This window comes from Spongiactinospora sp. 9N601 (genome assembly GCF_044326295.1).
GTDB lineage: Bacteria > Actinomycetota > Actinomycetes > Streptosporangiales > Streptosporangiaceae > Spongiactinospora > Spongiactinospora gelatinilytica.
The window spans coordinates 27,404-44,105 of the sequence record NZ_JBIRBB010000009.1 but is presented as its reverse complement, the minus strand read 5'-3'; the positions used below and the strand labels follow the sequence as shown (position 1 = coordinate 44,105).

Here is a 16,702-nt window from a genome sequence, read left to right as displayed (position 1 = left end):
CGGGCTCAGGGGCTGAGCGCCTGCCGTGTCCACACGTCCCCGGTGAGCCGGTCCACATGGCGGTCGTGCAAGCGGTCGGGGCGGCCCGCCCGCACGAACTCGATCTCCATGGGCACGATGACGTAGCCCGCCCAGTGCGGCGGGACCGGCACCGCCGTACCGTCCGGCCAGCGGCGGGCGGCCTCGGCCAGGGCGGCGTCCAGGACCTCCCGGCCGCCGATCGGCGCGGACTGGTGGCTCGCCCACGCCCCGAGCCGGGCCGGGCGGGGGCGGGCCAGGAAGATCGACTCGGCCAGGGCCGCGTCGATCGGCGCGGCCTCGCCTCGCACGGTGACCTGGCGGCGCAGCGACATCCAGGTGAACAGCGCGGCGACCCGGGGGCGGGCGGCGATGTCGCGGGCCTTGCGGGAGCGGCGGTCGGTGACGAAGCCGATCCGGCCGCCGGGGAGGAGCTTCACCGAGACGGTACGCGCGTCGGGGTCCCCGGCGGGCCCGGTGGTGCACAGCGCCATCAGCCCGGCCTGCGGATCCCCGGCCCGCTCGGCCTCCGCCCGCCACGCCAGCAACCTGCCCACCGGCCCATCACCGCTCACCACCGAACCACCGCTCACCACCGGACCGTCGCGTCACACACCGCCGAGCCGTTGCCGCTCCGCAGGAGCGCCGCGTCACACACCGCCAGGCCATTGCCGCTCCGCAGGAGCGCCGCGTCACACACCGCCAGGCCATTGCCGTTCCGCAGGAGCGCCGCGTCACACACCGCCGGGCCATTGCCGTTCCGCAGGAGCGCCGCGTCGCGCACCGCCGGGCCGTTGCCGTTCACGGCAGGAGGACGCCGTCGCGGGCTACCGCTTGGAGGCGGCCGAGGGCGGTGATGTCGTCCACCGGGTCGGTGTCGGTGGCGATGAAGTCCGCCTGGTGGCCCGGCGCGATCCGGCCGACCCGGCCCGCGAGGCCGAGCGCGTCCGCCGCGTCGCTGGTGGCCGCCGCCAGGACGGCCGCGTTCGTCATCCCGGACGCGGCCATCAGGCCCAGTTCCACCGGCAGCGCGTCGAACGGCGTGTGCCGCCAGCCCGCGTCCGTGCCGCTCACCATCCGAACCCCCGCCCCGACCAGCTTGGCGAAGTCGCCCAGGTCGTGCGGGTGGCGGCGCAGCCACAGCTCGCGCGCCTCCCCCGCGACCTCCGGCGGGGCGGCGAGCACGTGGTGCCCCACCGACAGCGTCGGGCAGACCACGACCCCCCGCTCCGCCAGCAGCGCCGCGACGTCCGCGTCGAAGCCGGTGCCGTCCTCCACCGCGTTGCGGAACTTCCCGTGCTCGATCACCCGGACGCCCGCCGCCACGGCGGCGCGCATCGACTCGGCCGACAGGCAGTGCACCTTGGCGGGACGGCCGAGCGAGCCCGCCGTCTCGACGGCGGCGCGCAGCTCCTCCTCGGAGAACCCCGGCTCCCACGGGGGCGCCCCCGCGGTGCCGCCGCCCGAGGCCATGACCTTGATGAAGTCGGCCCCCGCGGCGGCGAACCGGGCAGCCAGCTCGCGTACCGCGGACGCGTCCGCCGCCTCGCCGCCGAACCGCCAGCAGTGCCCGCGCACGACCGTGATCGGCGCGCCCGCCACCAGGGTCCTGGCGCAGCCGGGCCGACCGGCCGTGGCCTCTTTGATCGCGAACACGGCCTCCGGCGGCCCGCCGCAGTCGGCCACGGTGGTGACGCCGGCGCGCAGCGCGGTCGCCGCGTTGCGGAGGCCCAGGTCCACCAGCTCGGCCATGCCGTACTCCGCCGTACTGGTCCCGTCACCCCGCTCGGTCAGGTGAACGTGGGAGTCCACCAGGCCGGGGAGCACGACCGACCGCCCCAGGTCCAGGACAGGCAGCCCGTCCGGCCAGTGCGGCGGGCGGGTCCGTCCGGGGACGATCTCGGCGAACCGGCCGTCCTCGACCAGCAGCCACGCGGGTCCGGGGGCAGGGCTCCACGCGTCGGCGCGGAGCCGTCCCACGAACACCGCGAGGCCGCTCAGCGCGACGGCTGCCACCGGATCTCGGGCGTCTTCTCGGCCGCGGCGACGTCGTCCCGGTGGACCAGGCCGCCCTTCATCACGAAGCGGACCCGCTTGAGGGCCTCGATGTCCTTGCCCGGGTCGCCCTCCACGGCGATGAGGTCGGCGTGGCCGCCCGCGGCCAGCGTGCCGATCTGGCCCTCCTTGCGCAGCACCTCGGCCGCGACCACGGTGGCCGACCTGATGGCGTCCAGCGGGGACATGCCGTACTGGACCATCAGGCTGAACTCGTCGATCTGCTCACCGTGCGGGAACGAGCCGACGTCGGTGCCGAAGGCGATCTTGACGCCGAGTTCCAGGCCGCGCTTGAAGGCGCCCTCGTGCCGCTTGACGAAGCGCCGGTCGAACTCGGTGAACTGGCGCTTGTAGTACGTCTGCATGGTCGGCACCCAGAACGTGCCGAACTCCAGCATGGCCTGAAGGTCGTCCTCGGTGAGCAGCGGGCCGTGCTCCAGCGTGCGGACGCCGCCGCGGATCGCGGCCTGCGCGCCGTCCTTGCCGTACGCGTGCGCCGCCACGTCGCGGCGGTACCGCTTGGCCTCGGCGACGACGGCCGCGATGTCCTCCACGGTGAACTGGTGCAGCGGCTCCAGCTCCTCCGGCTCGACGTCCTTGCGGGTGCTGGTCGCGTAGATCTTGACCCAGTCCGCGCCGATCTTGATCTGCCGGCGTACCTCCTTGATCAGCTCTTCCCTGCTGTCCACCATGCCCGCCACGTCGGGCAGGTTCAGCTCGGGGTTGACCTTGTCGTCGATGCGCATGTCCCCGCCGGTGATGGAGATGCCGTCGGAGGCCACCTCCATGCGCGGGCCGGGGATGATCCCCGCGTTGATCGCGTCCCGCAGCGCGGTGTCACCGTGCCAGACCTGCTCGTTGTCGGTGTCCCTGGCGCTGGTGAAACCGATGCTCAGGGCCCGCTCGCAGGCCGAAACGCCCTCGATCACCCGGTAGACCTGCGTCTTGAACAGGATCGCGGGCGGCCACACCTGGTCCTCGGGGCGCAGCAGCATGTGCGTGTGACAGTCGATGAGGCCGGGCAGCAGGGTCAGGTCGCCCACATCGACGATGTCGGCGTCGGCCGGCGGGTTGTCCACGACCGACACGATCCGGCCGTCGGCCACGACGACGGCGGCGTTCTCGTAGTACTCACCGCTCGCGGGATCGAGCACCCGGGCGGCCCGTACGGCGAACTGCCGGTCACTGGGAATCTGGGTCATTGTGCCCCTCCAATAGAATTCTGTGTTCAGAATACAGATTTACTTCGTGGCCGTCACGGGCGGGGTGGACGCGAAGTGGCAGGCGGTCCGGTGCCCGCCCGCCGTCTCCACCAGCGCGGGTTCGTGCAGCTCGCACACCTGCTCGGCCTTCCAGCAGCGGGTGCGGAACCGGCACCCGCTGGGCGGCGAGGACGGGCTGGGCGGATCTCCGGCCAGCATGATCACGTCTTGCAGGCGCGCCTGGTCGGGGTCCGTGGACGGCGCGGCGGACAGCAACGCCTGGGTGTACGGATGCCGGGGCTCCCCGTAGACCGCCTCCCCCAGGCCTACCTCGATGATCTTCCCCAGGTACATCACCGCGACCCGGTGACTGATCTGCCGGACCACGGTCAGGTCGTGCGCGATGAACACGTACGACAGGTCCAGCCGTTCCTGGAGGTCGGCCAGCAGGTTGAGCACCTGGGCCTGGATGGAGACGTCCAGCGCGGACACCGGTTCGTCGCAGATGATCACCTCGGGCCCCAGGGCGAGCGCCCTGGCGATGCCGACCCGCTGCCGCTGGCCGCCGGAGAACTCGTGCGGGTAGCGGTTGACGTGGGCGGGGTTCAGGCCGATCAGCTCGAACAGCTCCTGCGTGCGGCGCCGCCGTTCCGCGGGGGTGCCCTGGCCGTGTACGACCAGCGGCTCGGCCACGATGTCCCCGACCGTCATCCGGGGATCGAGGCTGGTGTAGGGGTCCTGGAGGACGATCTGGACCTTGCGCCGCAGCTCCTTCAACCCCGCCCGGCTGAGCCGGTGGATGTCCTCGCCGCGGTACTTGATCGTCCCGGAGGTGGGCCGGTCCAGGGCGACCAGCATCCGGCCGAGCGTGGACTTGCCGCAGCCGGACTCGCCGACCAGGCCCAGCGTTTCCCGCTCGCCCACGGTGAAGGAGACCCCGTCCACCGCGTGCACCCGGCTCGCCGGGCCGAACGGCCACCTGCCGCCGGACGCGTAGTGGCGGGTGACGTCCGTGACCTCAAGAACGGGCTGGGAGCGCACCGCTGATCACATCCTTTCCCAGATGACAGGCGCTCCAGTGGTCCCGCTCGTGCTCGCTCAGCACGGGCTCGCGCTCGTCGCAGGCGGCGTGGGCGAGCGAGCAGCGGGACCGGAAGGGGCAGCCGGCCGACTCCCCGCGCAGCACGGGGGGCTGGCCGGGCAGGGCGGCGAGCCGCCCGGCGCGGCGGTCGGCCCGGGGGACGGCGTCCAGCAGCGCCTTGGTGTACGGGTGGGCCGGCCGGCGGAAGACGTCGCGGACCGCGCCCGTCTCGACCACGCGGCCCGCGTACATCACCGCCACCCGATCCGCGATCGACGCGACCGCGCCGAAGTCGTGGGTGATCAGTACCAGGCCCATGCCGGACTCCTGCTGGAGTGCCTGGAGCAGCCGCAGGATCTGGACCTGGACCGTGGCGTCCAGGGCGGTGGTCGGCTCGTCGGCGATCAGCACCTGCGGCGACAGCGCCAGCGCCATCGCGATCACCACCCGCTGCCGCATGCCGCCGGAGAACTGGTGCGGGTACTGGCCGAAGCGGCGTTCGGGATCGGGGATGCGCGCCTGGCGCATCAGCTCGATCGCCCGGGTACGGGCCTCGCGGCGGGAGAGCCCGAGCCGGGTCCGCAGGGTCTCGCCGACCTGCGGGCCGACCTTCAGCACCGGGTTGAGCGCGGACAGCGAGTCCTGGAAGACCATGCCGATGCCCTCGCCGCGCACCTCGCGGCGCTCGGCCTCGGGCAGGGTGAGCAGGTCACGGCCCTCCCAGCGGACGGCGCCGCCGGCGACCCTGGCCGGGGGAGAGGCGAGAATGCCCATGATCACCTGGGCGGTCACGCTCTTGCCCGAGCCGGACTCCCCGAGGATCGCCAGGGTCTCCCCGCGGTCCACGTGCCAGCTCACCCCGCGCAGCACCCGCGCGGGCCCGCCCTCGCCGTCGAAGTCCACCCGCAGGTCGTCCACCTGCAAGAGATGATCCGTGGGCACTTCGTGCTCCCCCCTCACGAGTGGATCTTCGGGTCGATCGCGTCCCTGACCACGTCCCCGAGCAGGATGAAGGCCAGTACGGCGACGCTGAGGAAAAGGGCCGGGCCGAGCAGCGGCAGCGGGGCCTCCAGGAACCGCGCCTGCGCGTCGTGGATCATCTGACCCCACGAGATCGTCGGCGGGCGCAGCCCGATGCCGAGCATCGAGATGATCGATTCGTAGGTGATGAACACGCCCAGGTTGGTCGTGACGACCACCAGCCAGGGGCCCAGGCTGTTCGGCACCACGTGCCGGGCCAGCGCGCGTAGCCGCGAGCAGCCGATGGCGGCGGCGGCCAGCATGTAGTCCTGCTGTTTGGCCTCGATGACCGACCCCCGGGTGATCCTGGCCACCTGCGGCCAGCCGTGCACCGACAGCGCGACGATCACCGTCCAGGTGCCGCTGCCCCCGGCGCCGAACAGCGTGAGCAGCACACTCGCGCCGAGCAGCAGCGGAATCGCCAGGAAGATCTCGGTGACCCTGGACAGGGCCGCGTCCACCAGCCCGCCGAAGTAGCCGGCCGCCGCGCCGATGATCCCGCCGATCAGCCCGGTCACCACCGAGACCGCGATGCCGATGCCCAGGCTGGCGCGCGCGCCGTACACGCTGCGGGAGTAGACGTCGCAGCCCTGAAGGTCGCGGCCCAGCCACTGCCCGGCCCCGGCGTCGGCGAGCGTGCCGGAAAGGTCGCAGTCGTACGGGTCGCTGGTGGCGAACAGGCCGGGCAGCGCGGCCATGCCCAGCATCACCACCAGCAAGGCCGCGGACACGTAGAAGAGCGGACTGCGGGAGAGCCTGCGCCAGACCGCGGCCCAGTGGCCGCGCCGCTTCCCCGGCGCGATCACCGGGGGGTCGATGACAGCGGTGGCCGTCGCTGGTTCAGGCATAGCGGATCCTCGGATCGAGTACGGCGTACAGCAGGTCCACGATCAGGTTGACCACGACGTAGACCAGGACGAACACGGTGACCACGCCCACCACGGTGGTGCGTTCACCCAGGTAGACGGCGCGGGCCATGGCCTGGCCCATGCCCGGCAGGTTGAAGATGCTCTCGGTGATGACCGCGCCGCTGAGCAGCGCGCCCACCTCCAGGCCGAGGAACGTGACGACGGGGATCAGGCTGTTGCGCAGCGCGTGGTGGGCGACGACCCTGACCCGGGTCAGGCCCTTGGCGGTGGCCATCCGGACGTAGTCCTCGCCCAGCGCCTCGGTGAGCTGGCCCCTGGTCAGCCTGGCCACGTACGCGGTGGACAGCGACCCGAGCACGAACCCCGGCATGAGGTAGCTGAGCAGCCCGTCCTCGGTCCCGGCCACCGGGAGCCAGCCCAGTTGCACGCCGAGCAGCAACTGGAGCACGAACGCGGTCACGAAGAACGGGATCGACAGCCCGGCGAGGGTGAACACCCGCACGCCGGTGTCGGCGAGCCCGTTGCGGCGCAGCGCCGACAGGGTGCCCGCGCCGATGCCGATCAGGATCTGGAACGCCAGGGCGACCGCGGCGAGCTGGGCGCTGACGCCGATCCGCTCGCGCAGCATCTCGGCCACGTCCTGACCGCTGTAGGTCTGCCCGAGATCGCCCTGCACCACGCCGAGCAGGAACCGGCCGTACTGCTGGAGCAGCGGTTCGTCCAGGTGGTAGCGGGCCCTGATGGCCTCGGCGAACGCCGGGTCGGCGGCGCGCTCGCCCGCCAGGGCCTGCACGGGGTCGCCGGGCAGCGCGAAGGTGATGATGAAGATGACGAGAGTCGCGCCGAACAGGACCAACAGCGCCTGGAGGACGCGACTCGTGATGTAGCGGGGCACGGTGAACTACCTCCGCCCGGTCACTTCACGACCACGGACTCGATCCGCGTCCTGCGGAAGGAGTCCACGACCACGTCGCTCACCCGCTTGGAGTGCCCGACCATGCTGCCCTGGTACCACAGCGGCACGTACGGCATGTCGCCCAGCAGCACCCGCTCGGCCTCGGCGTACTTGGCCGCCGCCGCCGTGTCGTCCTTGGCCGCCGCGCCCTCCTTGAGCAGCGTCTCGAACTTCTCGTTCTTGTAGCTGGAGAAGTTCTCGCCCGCGCCCTCGGTGAACAGCGGCTTCAGGTAGTTCTCCGGGCTCGGGAAGTAGAAGGTCCACGCGGTGCGGAAGGCGGTGTCCACCTTGCCGCTGGACAGGTCGCCGAGCAGTACCGCGAGTTTGGGGTAGGCCCGGGTGCGCACGTCCACGCCGAGCGCCTTGGAGATCTGCCGGGCGGCGGCCTCGACCCACTCCTTGTTCTCCGGGGCGTCGCTGTTGTAGCCGATCGTGAACGTGTCACCGGGGACGCCGCCCGCGGCGTCGTAGGCGGCCTTGGCCGCGGCGGCGTCGTGCGCGCACAGTGTCCCGCAGGCGTTCTGGGCGGCCCCGGGTACGACCGGCGGCACGTAGCCGGTGGCCGGGATGCGGGTCTCCCGGAAGATCGCCTTACTGATCGCGGGCCGGTCGATGGCCATCGAGATGGCCTTACGCACGCCGGCCGACTTGAACGTGTCGCTCCGCACCGGGAACCCGAGGTATTCCATCCGGCCGCTCGGCGACTCGGTGAACCGGTCGCCCAACTGGCCCTTGGCCTCGGTGATCCGCGCGGTGGGCACGGCGGGCAGTACGTCGAGGTTGCCGGCGAGCAGGTCGTTGTAGGCGGTGTCGAAGCTCTGGTAGATCTTGAACCGCACCTCGGCCGACTTGGCCTTGGTGCCCGCGTAGGAGTCGTTGCGGCGCAGCGTGATCTGCTGGTCGTGCTGCCAGGAGCCCTCGACGCGGAAGGGCCCGTTGCCGATCGGCCGCTGTTCAAAGGCCCGTGGGTCCTTGTACGCCACGGACGGCAACGGCGAGAAGGCCGGATATCCCAGCAGTTGCCGGAACTGCGACCACGGCCGGACGAGGTGGATCTCGAACGAGGTGTCGTCGATGACCTTCAGCCCCGACATCGTCTTGGCCGCTCCCGACTTGACCTCGCCGTAACCCTTGATCTCGCCGAACACGTAGGCGTTGAGCTGGGCGGACTTCTTGGTCACCGCGAAGTTCCAGGCGTCGGTGAACGACTTGGCGGTCACCTTCTCGCCGTTGTGGAAGGTCCAGCCCGGCTTGAGCTTCACCTTCCACACCGTGTTGTCGTCGCTCTCGATGCTCTCGGCCACCTCAAGGCGGGTCTGGTTGGTCTTGATGTCGAAGGTCACCAGTGGCGTGAAGATCGCCGACACCACCTGGGAGCCGTAGACCTCGGAGTAATTGGCCGGCATGAGGGACGACGGTTCGAGGATCGCGACGGAGAAGGAGTCCGTCTTCTTTCCGGTCTGAGAACCGCCACAGGCAGCCACTGACGATAGAAGGACGGCCGTTACACCGACGGCCACCATGCCTCTGAAGTGCAGGAACACGGTCTTACCACCTTTAAGGGATTCGTCAATGCCGCCGGAGGCCGGCGATCGCGTGACGCAGGCACGAGGCGGCTCCCCCAACCGCTTCCAAGTGCGTGCTGAACACAGAATGCAGAAGTGCCCCGATGAGTGTCAAGGCTTCCCCACGATGCTTCGGTAGCTCGCGGGGTCGCTCGCGCCCTCGGTGTTGAGCAGCAGCACGGTGCTCGCGGGGCCGATCGCGAGGTCCGCGCGGAACCCCGCATCCGCGCAGGCCAGCCTGGCGCCGGCCAGCGTGGCGGCCCCGCTCTCGCCCGACTCGATCCCGCCCGCGGCGAACGCGCGCATGGCGTCGCGGGCCGCGTCGTCGTCCACCGTGATGGTCGCGGTGACCGTGGCGCGCAGGATCGGCCAGGCCACCAGGCTGGTCTCGCCGCAGTTCAGCCCCGCCATGATCGAGCCGTGCGGGCCGTCCACCGTGACCCGGGCGCCCGCGGCCAGCGACCGGTGGACGCAGTCGGCCGTGTCCGGCTCCACGGTCGCGATGCGCGTGGCCGCACGCGGGCCGTAGTGCAGGCCGACCGCGGCGGCGAACGCGCCCACGCCGGCCGGGACCACCACCAGGTCGATGGCGTCCAGCGGGTCGAGGCCCAGCTCGGCGAGCTGTTCGTCCAGCTCGTTGAAGATCGTCGAGTAGCCGTCGATCACGTACCGCGGCACCGTCTCGTACCCCGGCCAGGCGGTGTCGGACACCAGGATGTCCAGCGGGTCGCGGGCGGCCTGGACGGCGGCGTACCGGACCGTGTCGTCATAGCCGGCGAACACCCGGACGACCTCGGCCCCCTCGCCCTCGATCGCCGCCGCCCGCGTCGCCGACACGTCCAGCGGCACGTAGATGCGCGACCGCAGGCCGAGCAGGCGGGCCATGTGCGCCACGGCCCTGCCGTGGTTCCCGTCCGTGGCGCAGGTCAGCACATGATCACTCAGCCCCGCCGCGGCCCGGCGCAACTCCGCGAAAGAGACCGCCGGGTCGAGTCCCAGCCGCTCGCACAGCGTCCGGTGGATGCCCCAGGAGGAGCCGAGTATCTTGAACGACGGCAGCCCGAGGCGGGACTGCTCGTTCTTGACGAAGACGCGCCCGACCCCCAGATCGCGCGCCAGTTCAGGCGACTCGACCAGCGGGCTGTAGGCGTAACCCGGCATCGAACGGTGAAACCGCCAGGGGGCGTCACGAGATTCGTCACGCGGATCGTCACGGCGGGCGGACAACGGTGTGGTTCCCGGCGATGATCCGACGAGGGCGTAGTTCGGCACGGTGCCGCCTCCAGGAGGGTCAGGGGTGGGGCCGCGCCGGACGGCACGGCGAAATAAGTGAACTCTGAGTTCAGTATGTAGTATGCTCTGGGCTGACAAAATCAAGAGCGTGCGTTGGAGGCAAAATGGCGGTCTCCCGCAGACTTCTGCGTGAGCAGATGAGGGACGAGATCCTCGATCGTCTCCTCAAAGGCGTCTATCCGGTCGGCAGCCGCATCAACGAGGTGCATCTCGCCGAGGAGATAGGCGTCAGCCGTACCCCGCTCCGCGAGGCGCTGGCCAGCCTGGCGCAGGAGGGCATCCTGGACGCCCGCCCCAACCGGGGCTACTGGGTGTCCGCGCTGAGCGAGCAGGAGGTCCGCGAGACCTACCCGATCATCGCCCAGTTGGAGGTGCTCGCGCTGCGCCTGTCCGACCTCGACGAGCTGGCCCTGGCCGCGCCCGGGCTGGTCGCGCTGGCCGACGACATGGCGGCGAGCGAGGACGTCCGCGACGTACAGCGCGCGGACGACGCGTGGCACGCGAACCTGCTGGCCTCCTGCCCCAACGGCCGGCTCCGCGAGATGATCTCCGACACCAAGCGCATCGTGCACCGCTATGAGCACGCCTACCTGGGCGACCCGGACACCGTCCGCGAGTCGGTCGAGCAGCACAAGCGGATCGCGACGGCCCTGGGCGAGAAGGACCTCGCGACGGCCACCGTCGAGCTGGAGAGCAACTGGAAGACCTCCATGCACAGCCTCATCGCGCGCATCACCGGGTCACCGGACGGGCCACCCACGTAAAGGAGCATCATGTCCATCGGTTTGAGCGATCGCGCGGGCGCGGTCACCGGGTCCGCGACCATGGCCGTCTCGGCGCGCGCCCGCGAGCTGCGCGCGGCCGGCTACCGCGTGGTGAGCTTCGGGGCGGGCGAACCGGACTTCCCGACCCCTGACCACATCGTCACGGCCGCCCGGCAGGCGTGCGCCGACCCGGCCAACCACCGGTACACCTCGGCGGCGGGGCTGCCCGAGCTGCGCCACCTGATCGCTCAGACCGTGCTCACCGACACCGGCCTCACCGTCGCCGCCTCCGACGTGCTGGTCACCAACGGCGCCAAGCAGGCCGTCTACCTCGCCTGCATGGTCCTGCTGAACCCCGGCGACGAAGCGCTCGTCCCCGCTCCCTACTGGACCACCTATCCGGAGGCCGTACGACTGGCCGGGGCCACCCCGGTCGCCGTGGACACCGACCCCGGGCAGGACTACAAGGTCACCCCCGACCTCCTCGACGCGCACGCCACTCCGCGCACCAAGGTGCTGTTCTTCGGCTCTCCCGCCAACCCGACGGGGACCGTCTACACGCCCGAGGAGACCCGGGCCATCGGCGAGTGGGCGGCCCGGCGCGGCATCTGGGTGATCAGCGACGAGATCTACCAGCACCTCGTCTACGACGGCGCGGTCGCCGTGTCCATGCCGGTGGCCGCCCCCGCCGTCCAGGACCGCTGCCTGGTCATCGGCGGGGTCTCCAAGACGTACGCGATGACCGGCTGGCGGGTCGGCTGGCTGTACGGCCCGGCCGAGGCCGTCCGGGCGGCCGTCAACCTCCAGTCGCACATGTCGTCCAACGTCTCCAACGTCGCCCAGGCCGCCGCCGTGGCCGCGCTGCGCGCGGGCCGCCCCGGCTTCGACGACGTGCTGGCCGCCTACGACCGCCGCCGCCGGCTCATGCTGCACGTGCTCCAGGGCATCCGCGGGGTGGACTGCCCCACGCCGGGCGGCGCGTTCTACTGCTTCCCCTCGGTGCGCCGGCTGCTCAGCCGTACGATCACCGGCCGCGGCTTCGCCTCCACCGCCGAGCTGGCCACGTTCATCCTGGACGAGGCGGGGGTGGCGCTTCTGCCGGGCGAGGCGTTCGGGGCGCCCGGCTGCCTGCGGCTGTCCTATGCCCTGGATGACCAGAGCCTGCAAACCGGCCTGGAACACCTCCAGCGCCTGCTCAGCTCCCAGGACATCCCCCGGGCCCACGTCCACTGACCCCTGGTCACCGCCCCCGTGGCATAACCGCATAACTGCATATGTGTATACTGAGACATCGATGTCGCAAATTAGACGGATGTGTCGCATATGGCAGTGAGCAGGGACCAGATCCTCACCAAGGCCACCGAGCACCTCAACCACTCCCCGGCCGCCTCCATGGCGGAGATCGCGCAGAGCGTGGGGATCAGCCGGGCGACCCTCCATCGGCACTTCGCAACCCGCGAGGCGCTGATGGTCGCGCTGGGCTGGCGGGCGCTGGACGCCTGGCAGGGCATCCACGAGCGCATCGGCCTGGGCGAACCGCCGGCCGGTGAGCGCCTGGGGGAGACCCTGCACGCCCTGGTCCTCGCCCAGATCGAGGCCGCGGAGAACTATGGTTTCGCGGTCACCGAGCAGGCCATGGAAACCGATCGGGCCCTGGTCACGCGGGCGGAGGAGCTGGAGGCCAAGGAGATCGAGCTGATCTCCGCCTGCCAGCGAGCGGGCATCCTGCGCGCCGATTTCCCCCCCATCTGGGTGAGCAACACCCTGTACGGCCTGCTGCTCGCCGTACGAGAGAGCCTGCGGCAAGGCGACGTCGCCCGGCGGGACATCCCCCGCCTCGTACTCGAAACATTCCTCCGGGGGACCACTTCATGACGCGTTCCTCTGCCGCCCCGGCCACCGGCCGCTGGGCGGCCCTGGCCGTGCTCTCGGCCAGCCTGCTGATGGTCGTGATGGACATGACCATCCTGAACGTCGCACTGCCGGAGATCTCCTCCGACCTGCAACCGAGCGCCGTGCAACTGCTGTGGATGGTCGACGCCTACTCCCTGGTCGTGGCCGGGCTGCTGGTCACGGTCAGCTCACTGGGCGACCGCTGGGGCCGCAAGCGCATGCTCATCACCGGTTTCACCGTCTTCGGCGTGGCCTCAGTCGCCGTGCTGTGGGCCGACTCCCCGGCCATGGTCATCGCGGTGCGGGCGCTGCTCGGCATCGGCGGGGCGATGATCATGCCGTCCACCCTGTCGATGATCCGCAACCTGTTCACCGATCCGCGGGAACGCGCCACCGCGCTCGGGATCTGGGCGGCCATGGCCGCGGTCGGCGGCGCGCTCGGCCCGATCATCGGCGGCCTGCTGCTGGAGGCGTTCAACTGGCGGGCGGCGTTCCTGGTCAACGTGCCGGTGATGGTCGTGGCGATCGTGGCCGGGCTGCTCTTGCTGCCCGAGTCGCGCGACCCGAACCCCGGCCGCTGGGACGCCCTCGGCACGGTACTGTCCATGGGCGGCATGGTCGCCCTGGTCTACGCCATCAAGCACCTCGCCACCGAAGGGCTCGACGCCCAGTCCGTCACCGCGACGCTGATCGCCGCGATCGCGCTCACCTGGTTCGTACGGCGGTGCCTGCGCCGCCCCGACCCCATCCTTGAGGTCAGGCTGTTCCGCAGCGGGTCGTTCAGCGCGGGCACCATCGCCGCGCTCTCCACCTCGATCGCGATGGGCGGCGTGCTGCTGCTCATGGTCCAGTGGATGCAGCTCATCGAGGGCTACTCGCCGGTTCAGACCGGCCTCGCCATGCTGCCCATGGCGGTGGGCGCGGCGGTGGTCTCCCCGCTGGCCGCGGCCCTCGGCGCCCGGATCGGCGCGCGCACGGTCCTGGCGGGCGGGCTGGCGGTGTCCGCGCTCGGCTTCCTGCTGCTCTGGATCATGCCGCTGAGCCTTCCGTCGGTGGCCGCCGGCACCGTACTGATCGGCGCGGGCATGGGCTCGCTGGCCATCGCCTCGGCGGTGATCATGGCGGGCGCGCCCGCGGCCAAGGCGGGCAGCGCGGCGGCCATCGAGGAGACCTCCTACGAGGTCGGCGGCGCGCTCGGCGTCGCCGTGCTGGGTAGCGTCGCCGCCGCCCTCTACCGGGCCGAACTCCCCGCGGACGCCGTCCACGCCGTCCGCGAATCCCTGGGCGGCGCGCTCGCGGTCGCCCGCGAGACCGGAGCCGCCGCCCTCGCCGCCCAGGCCAAGGCCGCCTTCACCGACTCGCTGGCGATGACCGGCCTGTACGGCGGCGCGCTCATGCTGGTCGCCGCCGCCATCGTCTGGTACCTCACCCCCGCCCGGCTCGACCTCGGCGCGGCCCAGCACTGACCCCCGCCGCCATCGACATGGCCGACCGGGGCGCCTGGAGCGTCCCGGTCGGGCGCGCGGTCACGATCGACGGCGCCGCGCACTGTCCCAACATGGAACGGCCGGAGGTCTGCGACGAGATCCTTGCGGAGTTTCTGCGCAGGTTGCGACCATCTCCCGGGGCGGCGCAGATCGTATATGATATCGTTGATCGCGTGCCCTCCAGCGACTCGATCGACTCCCCTGAGGCCGCCGTGGGCCTCGCCCCCGTCCCCCTGGGGACGGCCGTCACCGTCACCGGTGAGGTGCCGGCCGGCGCGCTCGGCGTCGCGCTCACCCACGAGCACCTGCTGAGCGACTTCGCCCCGCCCGCCGACACCCCGGAGTCCTGGGCGGCCACCGGCCGCACCCGGCCCACCGCCGCCGGCCTGCTCCGCCTCTACCGGGCCCCGCTCACCATGGAGATCCTCGGCGAGATCGCCATGGGCGCGCCCAACCGGGACGACTGGCTGCTGGGCGACGAGCACCTGGCGGCGGACGAGCTGGCCGCGTTCCGCCGGGCCGGTGGCGGCACGCTGGTGGACGGCACGGCCATCGGCCTCGGCCGCGATCCGGCCGCGCTGCGCCGCATCTCGGCGGCCACCGGGGTGGCCATCGTGATGGGCTGCGGGTGGTACCACCCTGGGTGGGCGGACGGGCTCGCCGGGCGTGACGTGGCGAGCCTGACCGACGAGATCGTCCGCGACCTCACCGAGGGCGTGCACGGCGTCCGGGCCGGGATCATCGGCGAGATCGGCGCCCTCGATCCGGACGATCCGGTGGCACGCGTGGTCCTGGCCGCGGCGGCGCGGGCGTCGGCGGCCACCGGGGCGGCGATCTCGCTCCGCCGTACCGAGGACGCGGCGGCCCAGCGGCGGGTGCTCGACCTGCTCGCCGAGCAGGGCGCGGACCTCACGCGCGTCGCGGTGGGCGGCTGCGACACGCTGGCCCCCCGCCCCGACGACCTCGAACCGCTCCTCGAACGCGGGGTGTTCGTCCGCTTCGACGGGCTCGGCCGGCTGCCCTCCGTGCTGAGCGTGTCCGACGATCAAGACGTCGCCACCGCCGTGCTGGAACTCGCCCGGCGCGGGCACGCCGGGCGCGTCCTGCTGTCCCAGGGCGTCGCCGCCAAGTCGCACCTGCTCGCGTACGGGGGCGGCGGTTACGGCTTCGTCCTCCAGCAGTTCGTTCCCTACCTGCGCATGCTCGGCGCGGACGACGCCCTCATCGAAACGGTCACCGTGGCCAACCCGGCCCGGCTCCTCGCCGTCCCTGTCGTTTCCGAGGGGGCCGGGCGATGAGCCGGTTCCCCTTCGCGATCCCCGACCTCACCGGCCGGGTGCTCACCGTCACCGGCCCCGTCGACCCGGCCGCCCTCGGCCAGACGCTCATGCACGAGCACGTCTTCGTGGACCTGCGCCGCGCGCCGCGCTTCCGCCGTCCCGGCGAGGACGCCCCCGAGACCGCCGAACCGCTCACGCTCGCCAACCTCGCCCGCACCCGGCACGGCCGCCCCAACGCCGACAACGACCTGATGGGCGACTTCGACGAACTGCTCCCCGAAGTACTCGCCTTCGCGCACCACGGCGGCGGCACGCTGGTCGAGGTCACCCCCATCGGCGTGGGCCGCGACCCCGAGTCCCTGCTGCGGCTCTCCCGCGCGAGCGGCCTCAACATCGTGATGGGCGGCGGCTGGTACACCCCCGCCTTCCACCCCGCCGACATGTCCGAACGTGACGTGGACCAGCTCACCGACGTCATCGTGCGCGACATCGTCGTCGGGGCCGACGGCACCGGCGTACGCTCCGGCGTGATCGGCGAGGTCGGCGCGGAGTCCGTGCCGCTGACCGACGGCGAGCTGAAGAGCGTCCGCGCCGCCGGGCGGGCCGGCCGGATCACCGGCGCGCCCGTCACCTTCCACTTGGGCGGCGTCGGCGAGGAGAAGTTCCGGGTGCTGGACATCCTGGAGGAGGAGGGCGTCGCCCCGTCGAACGTCGTCTTCGGCCACGGCATGGACGTCCTCGCCGACCCCGCCTTCGCCGACCGCCTGCTCGGGCGCGGCGTCTTCGTGGAGTTCGACTTCCTGGCCTCGCCGGGCAGCCCGTGGGGCCATCTGGTGCTGACCAGCGACCACAAGGTCATCCGCGGCATCGCGGACCTGATCGAGCGCGGGTACGGCGGGCAGATCGTGCTGGGGCACGACGTGTGCCAGAAGATCCAGCTCCGGAAGTACGGGGGCCAGGGGTACGACTACATCCCGCGCCACTTCCTGCCCGCACTGCGCCGCCTCGGCGTCGGCGAGGACGCCGTCCACGCCATCATGGTCGGCAACCCGGCGCGCGCTCTGGCCTTCGCCTCGCCGTGTACCGACGGTCTGTAGTGCTACAGCCTGATGTGGCATTGAATCATCCACGGCGGCTGGAGCGACGAAGCATGGGAAGGACAAGGGGTGCCGCGCGCCTGCGATGCGGCGCGGCACTCGTCTTCTCAGCACCGTGGCCTC

Annotated in this window: 16 protein-coding genes; 6 read left to right on the top strand and 10 right to left on the bottom strand. The window is 71.7% G+C overall.

Annotated features, from left to right (window positions below):
• Window positions 1-5: 5 nt before the first annotated feature.
• The 10 genes from ACH34R_RS22425 to ACH34R_RS22380 all read right to left on the bottom strand — a co-directional run bounded on the left by ACH34R_RS22425 (window position 6) and on the right by ACH34R_RS22380 (window position 10,037).
• Complete coding sequence (locus ACH34R_RS22425) at window positions 6-611, bottom strand: pyridoxal 5'-phosphate synthase (RefSeq protein ID WP_397563431.1); 606 nt, start codon at window positions 609-611, stop codon at window positions 6-8.
• The gene (locus tag ACH34R_RS22420) at window positions 608-823 is read right to left on the bottom strand and encodes a hypothetical protein (protein WP_397563430.1); all 216 of its coding nucleotides are present in this window, start codon (window positions 821-823) and stop codon (window positions 608-610) included. Before ACH34R_RS22420 ends, ACH34R_RS22425 begins: the two co-directional genes overlap by 4 nt.
• The gene (locus ACH34R_RS22415) at window positions 820-2,034 is read right to left on the bottom strand and encodes an amidohydrolase family protein (RefSeq protein WP_397563429.1); all 1,215 of its coding nucleotides are present in this window, start codon (window positions 2,032-2,034) and stop codon (window positions 820-822) included. The genes ACH34R_RS22420 and ACH34R_RS22415 overlap by 4 nt, the downstream gene beginning before the upstream one ends.
• Window positions 2,016-3,275, bottom strand: coding sequence for an amidohydrolase family protein (locus tag ACH34R_RS22410; protein ID WP_397563428.1), 1,260 nt, complete (start codon window positions 3,273-3,275; stop codon window positions 2,016-2,018). Before ACH34R_RS22410 ends, ACH34R_RS22415 begins: the two co-directional genes overlap by 19 nt.
• Window positions 3,276-3,314: 39 nt before the next feature.
• Window positions 3,315-4,316 (bottom strand): ABC transporter ATP-binding protein, encoded by a 1,002-nt coding sequence (locus ACH34R_RS22405; RefSeq protein ID WP_397563427.1) that lies wholly within the window; start codon window positions 4,314-4,316, stop codon window positions 3,315-3,317.
• Window positions 4,294-5,298 carry an ABC transporter ATP-binding protein gene (locus ACH34R_RS22400; protein WP_397563426.1) on the bottom strand — a complete coding sequence of 335 codons (1,005 nt, stop codon included), beginning with the start codon at window positions 5,296-5,298 and terminating at the stop codon, window positions 4,294-4,296. Before ACH34R_RS22400 ends, ACH34R_RS22405 begins: the two co-directional genes overlap by 23 nt.
• Window positions 5,299-5,312: 14 nt before the next feature.
• Window positions 5,313-6,224 carry an ABC transporter permease gene (locus ACH34R_RS22395; RefSeq protein WP_397563425.1) on the bottom strand — a complete coding sequence of 304 codons (912 nt, stop codon included), beginning with the start codon at window positions 6,222-6,224 and terminating at the stop codon, window positions 5,313-5,315.
• Entirely contained in the window at window positions 6,217-7,140 is a 924-nt protein-coding gene (locus tag ACH34R_RS22390) for an ABC transporter permease (protein WP_397563424.1), read from the bottom strand. The genes ACH34R_RS22395 and ACH34R_RS22390 overlap by 8 nt, the downstream gene beginning before the upstream one ends.
• A gap of 20 nt (window positions 7,141-7,160) precedes the next feature.
• Complete coding sequence (locus tag ACH34R_RS22385) at window positions 7,161-8,606, bottom strand: ABC transporter substrate-binding protein (RefSeq protein ID WP_397563423.1); 1,446 nt, start codon at window positions 8,604-8,606, stop codon at window positions 7,161-7,163.
• A gap of 270 nt (window positions 8,607-8,876) precedes the next feature.
• A complete protein-coding gene (locus ACH34R_RS22380) occupies window positions 8,877-10,037 on the bottom strand; it encodes a diaminopropionate ammonia-lyase (RefSeq protein WP_397563422.1) in 1,161 nt (386 codons plus the stop codon).
• Window positions 10,038-10,195: 158 nt separating this feature from the next.
• On the opposite strand from ACH34R_RS22380, the gene ACH34R_RS22375 reads away from it, so the two are divergent.
• From ACH34R_RS22375 to ACH34R_RS22350, 6 genes are all read left to right on the top strand, one after another.
• Complete coding sequence (locus ACH34R_RS22375) at window positions 10,196-10,822, top strand: GntR family transcriptional regulator (RefSeq protein ID WP_397563421.1); 627 nt, start codon at window positions 10,196-10,198, stop codon at window positions 10,820-10,822.
• A 9-nt stretch (window positions 10,823-10,831) separates the two neighbouring features.
• Window positions 10,832-12,055, top strand: a complete 1,224-nt coding sequence (locus tag ACH34R_RS22370; protein ID WP_397563420.1) for a pyridoxal phosphate-dependent aminotransferase — start codon at window positions 10,832-10,834, stop codon at window positions 12,053-12,055.
• A gap of 90 nt (window positions 12,056-12,145) precedes the next feature.
• Window positions 12,146-12,697 (top strand): TetR/AcrR family transcriptional regulator, encoded by a 552-nt coding sequence (locus ACH34R_RS22365; protein ID WP_397563419.1) that lies wholly within the window; start codon window positions 12,146-12,148, stop codon window positions 12,695-12,697.
• On the top strand, window positions 12,694-14,181 hold the full coding sequence (locus tag ACH34R_RS22360) for an MFS transporter (protein WP_397563418.1): 1,488 nt from the start codon (window positions 12,694-12,696) through the stop codon (window positions 14,179-14,181). Before ACH34R_RS22365 ends, ACH34R_RS22360 begins: the two co-directional genes overlap by 4 nt.
• Window positions 14,182-14,375: 194 nt before the next feature.
• On the top strand, window positions 14,376-15,500 hold the full coding sequence (locus tag ACH34R_RS22355; RefSeq protein ID WP_397563417.1) for a phosphotriesterase: 1,125 nt from the start codon (window positions 14,376-14,378) through the stop codon (window positions 15,498-15,500).
• Complete coding sequence (locus ACH34R_RS22350) at window positions 15,497-16,579, top strand: phosphotriesterase (RefSeq protein WP_397563416.1); 1,083 nt, start codon at window positions 15,497-15,499, stop codon at window positions 16,577-16,579. The genes ACH34R_RS22355 and ACH34R_RS22350 overlap by 4 nt, the downstream gene beginning before the upstream one ends.
• Window positions 16,580-16,702: the final 123 nt, after the last annotated feature.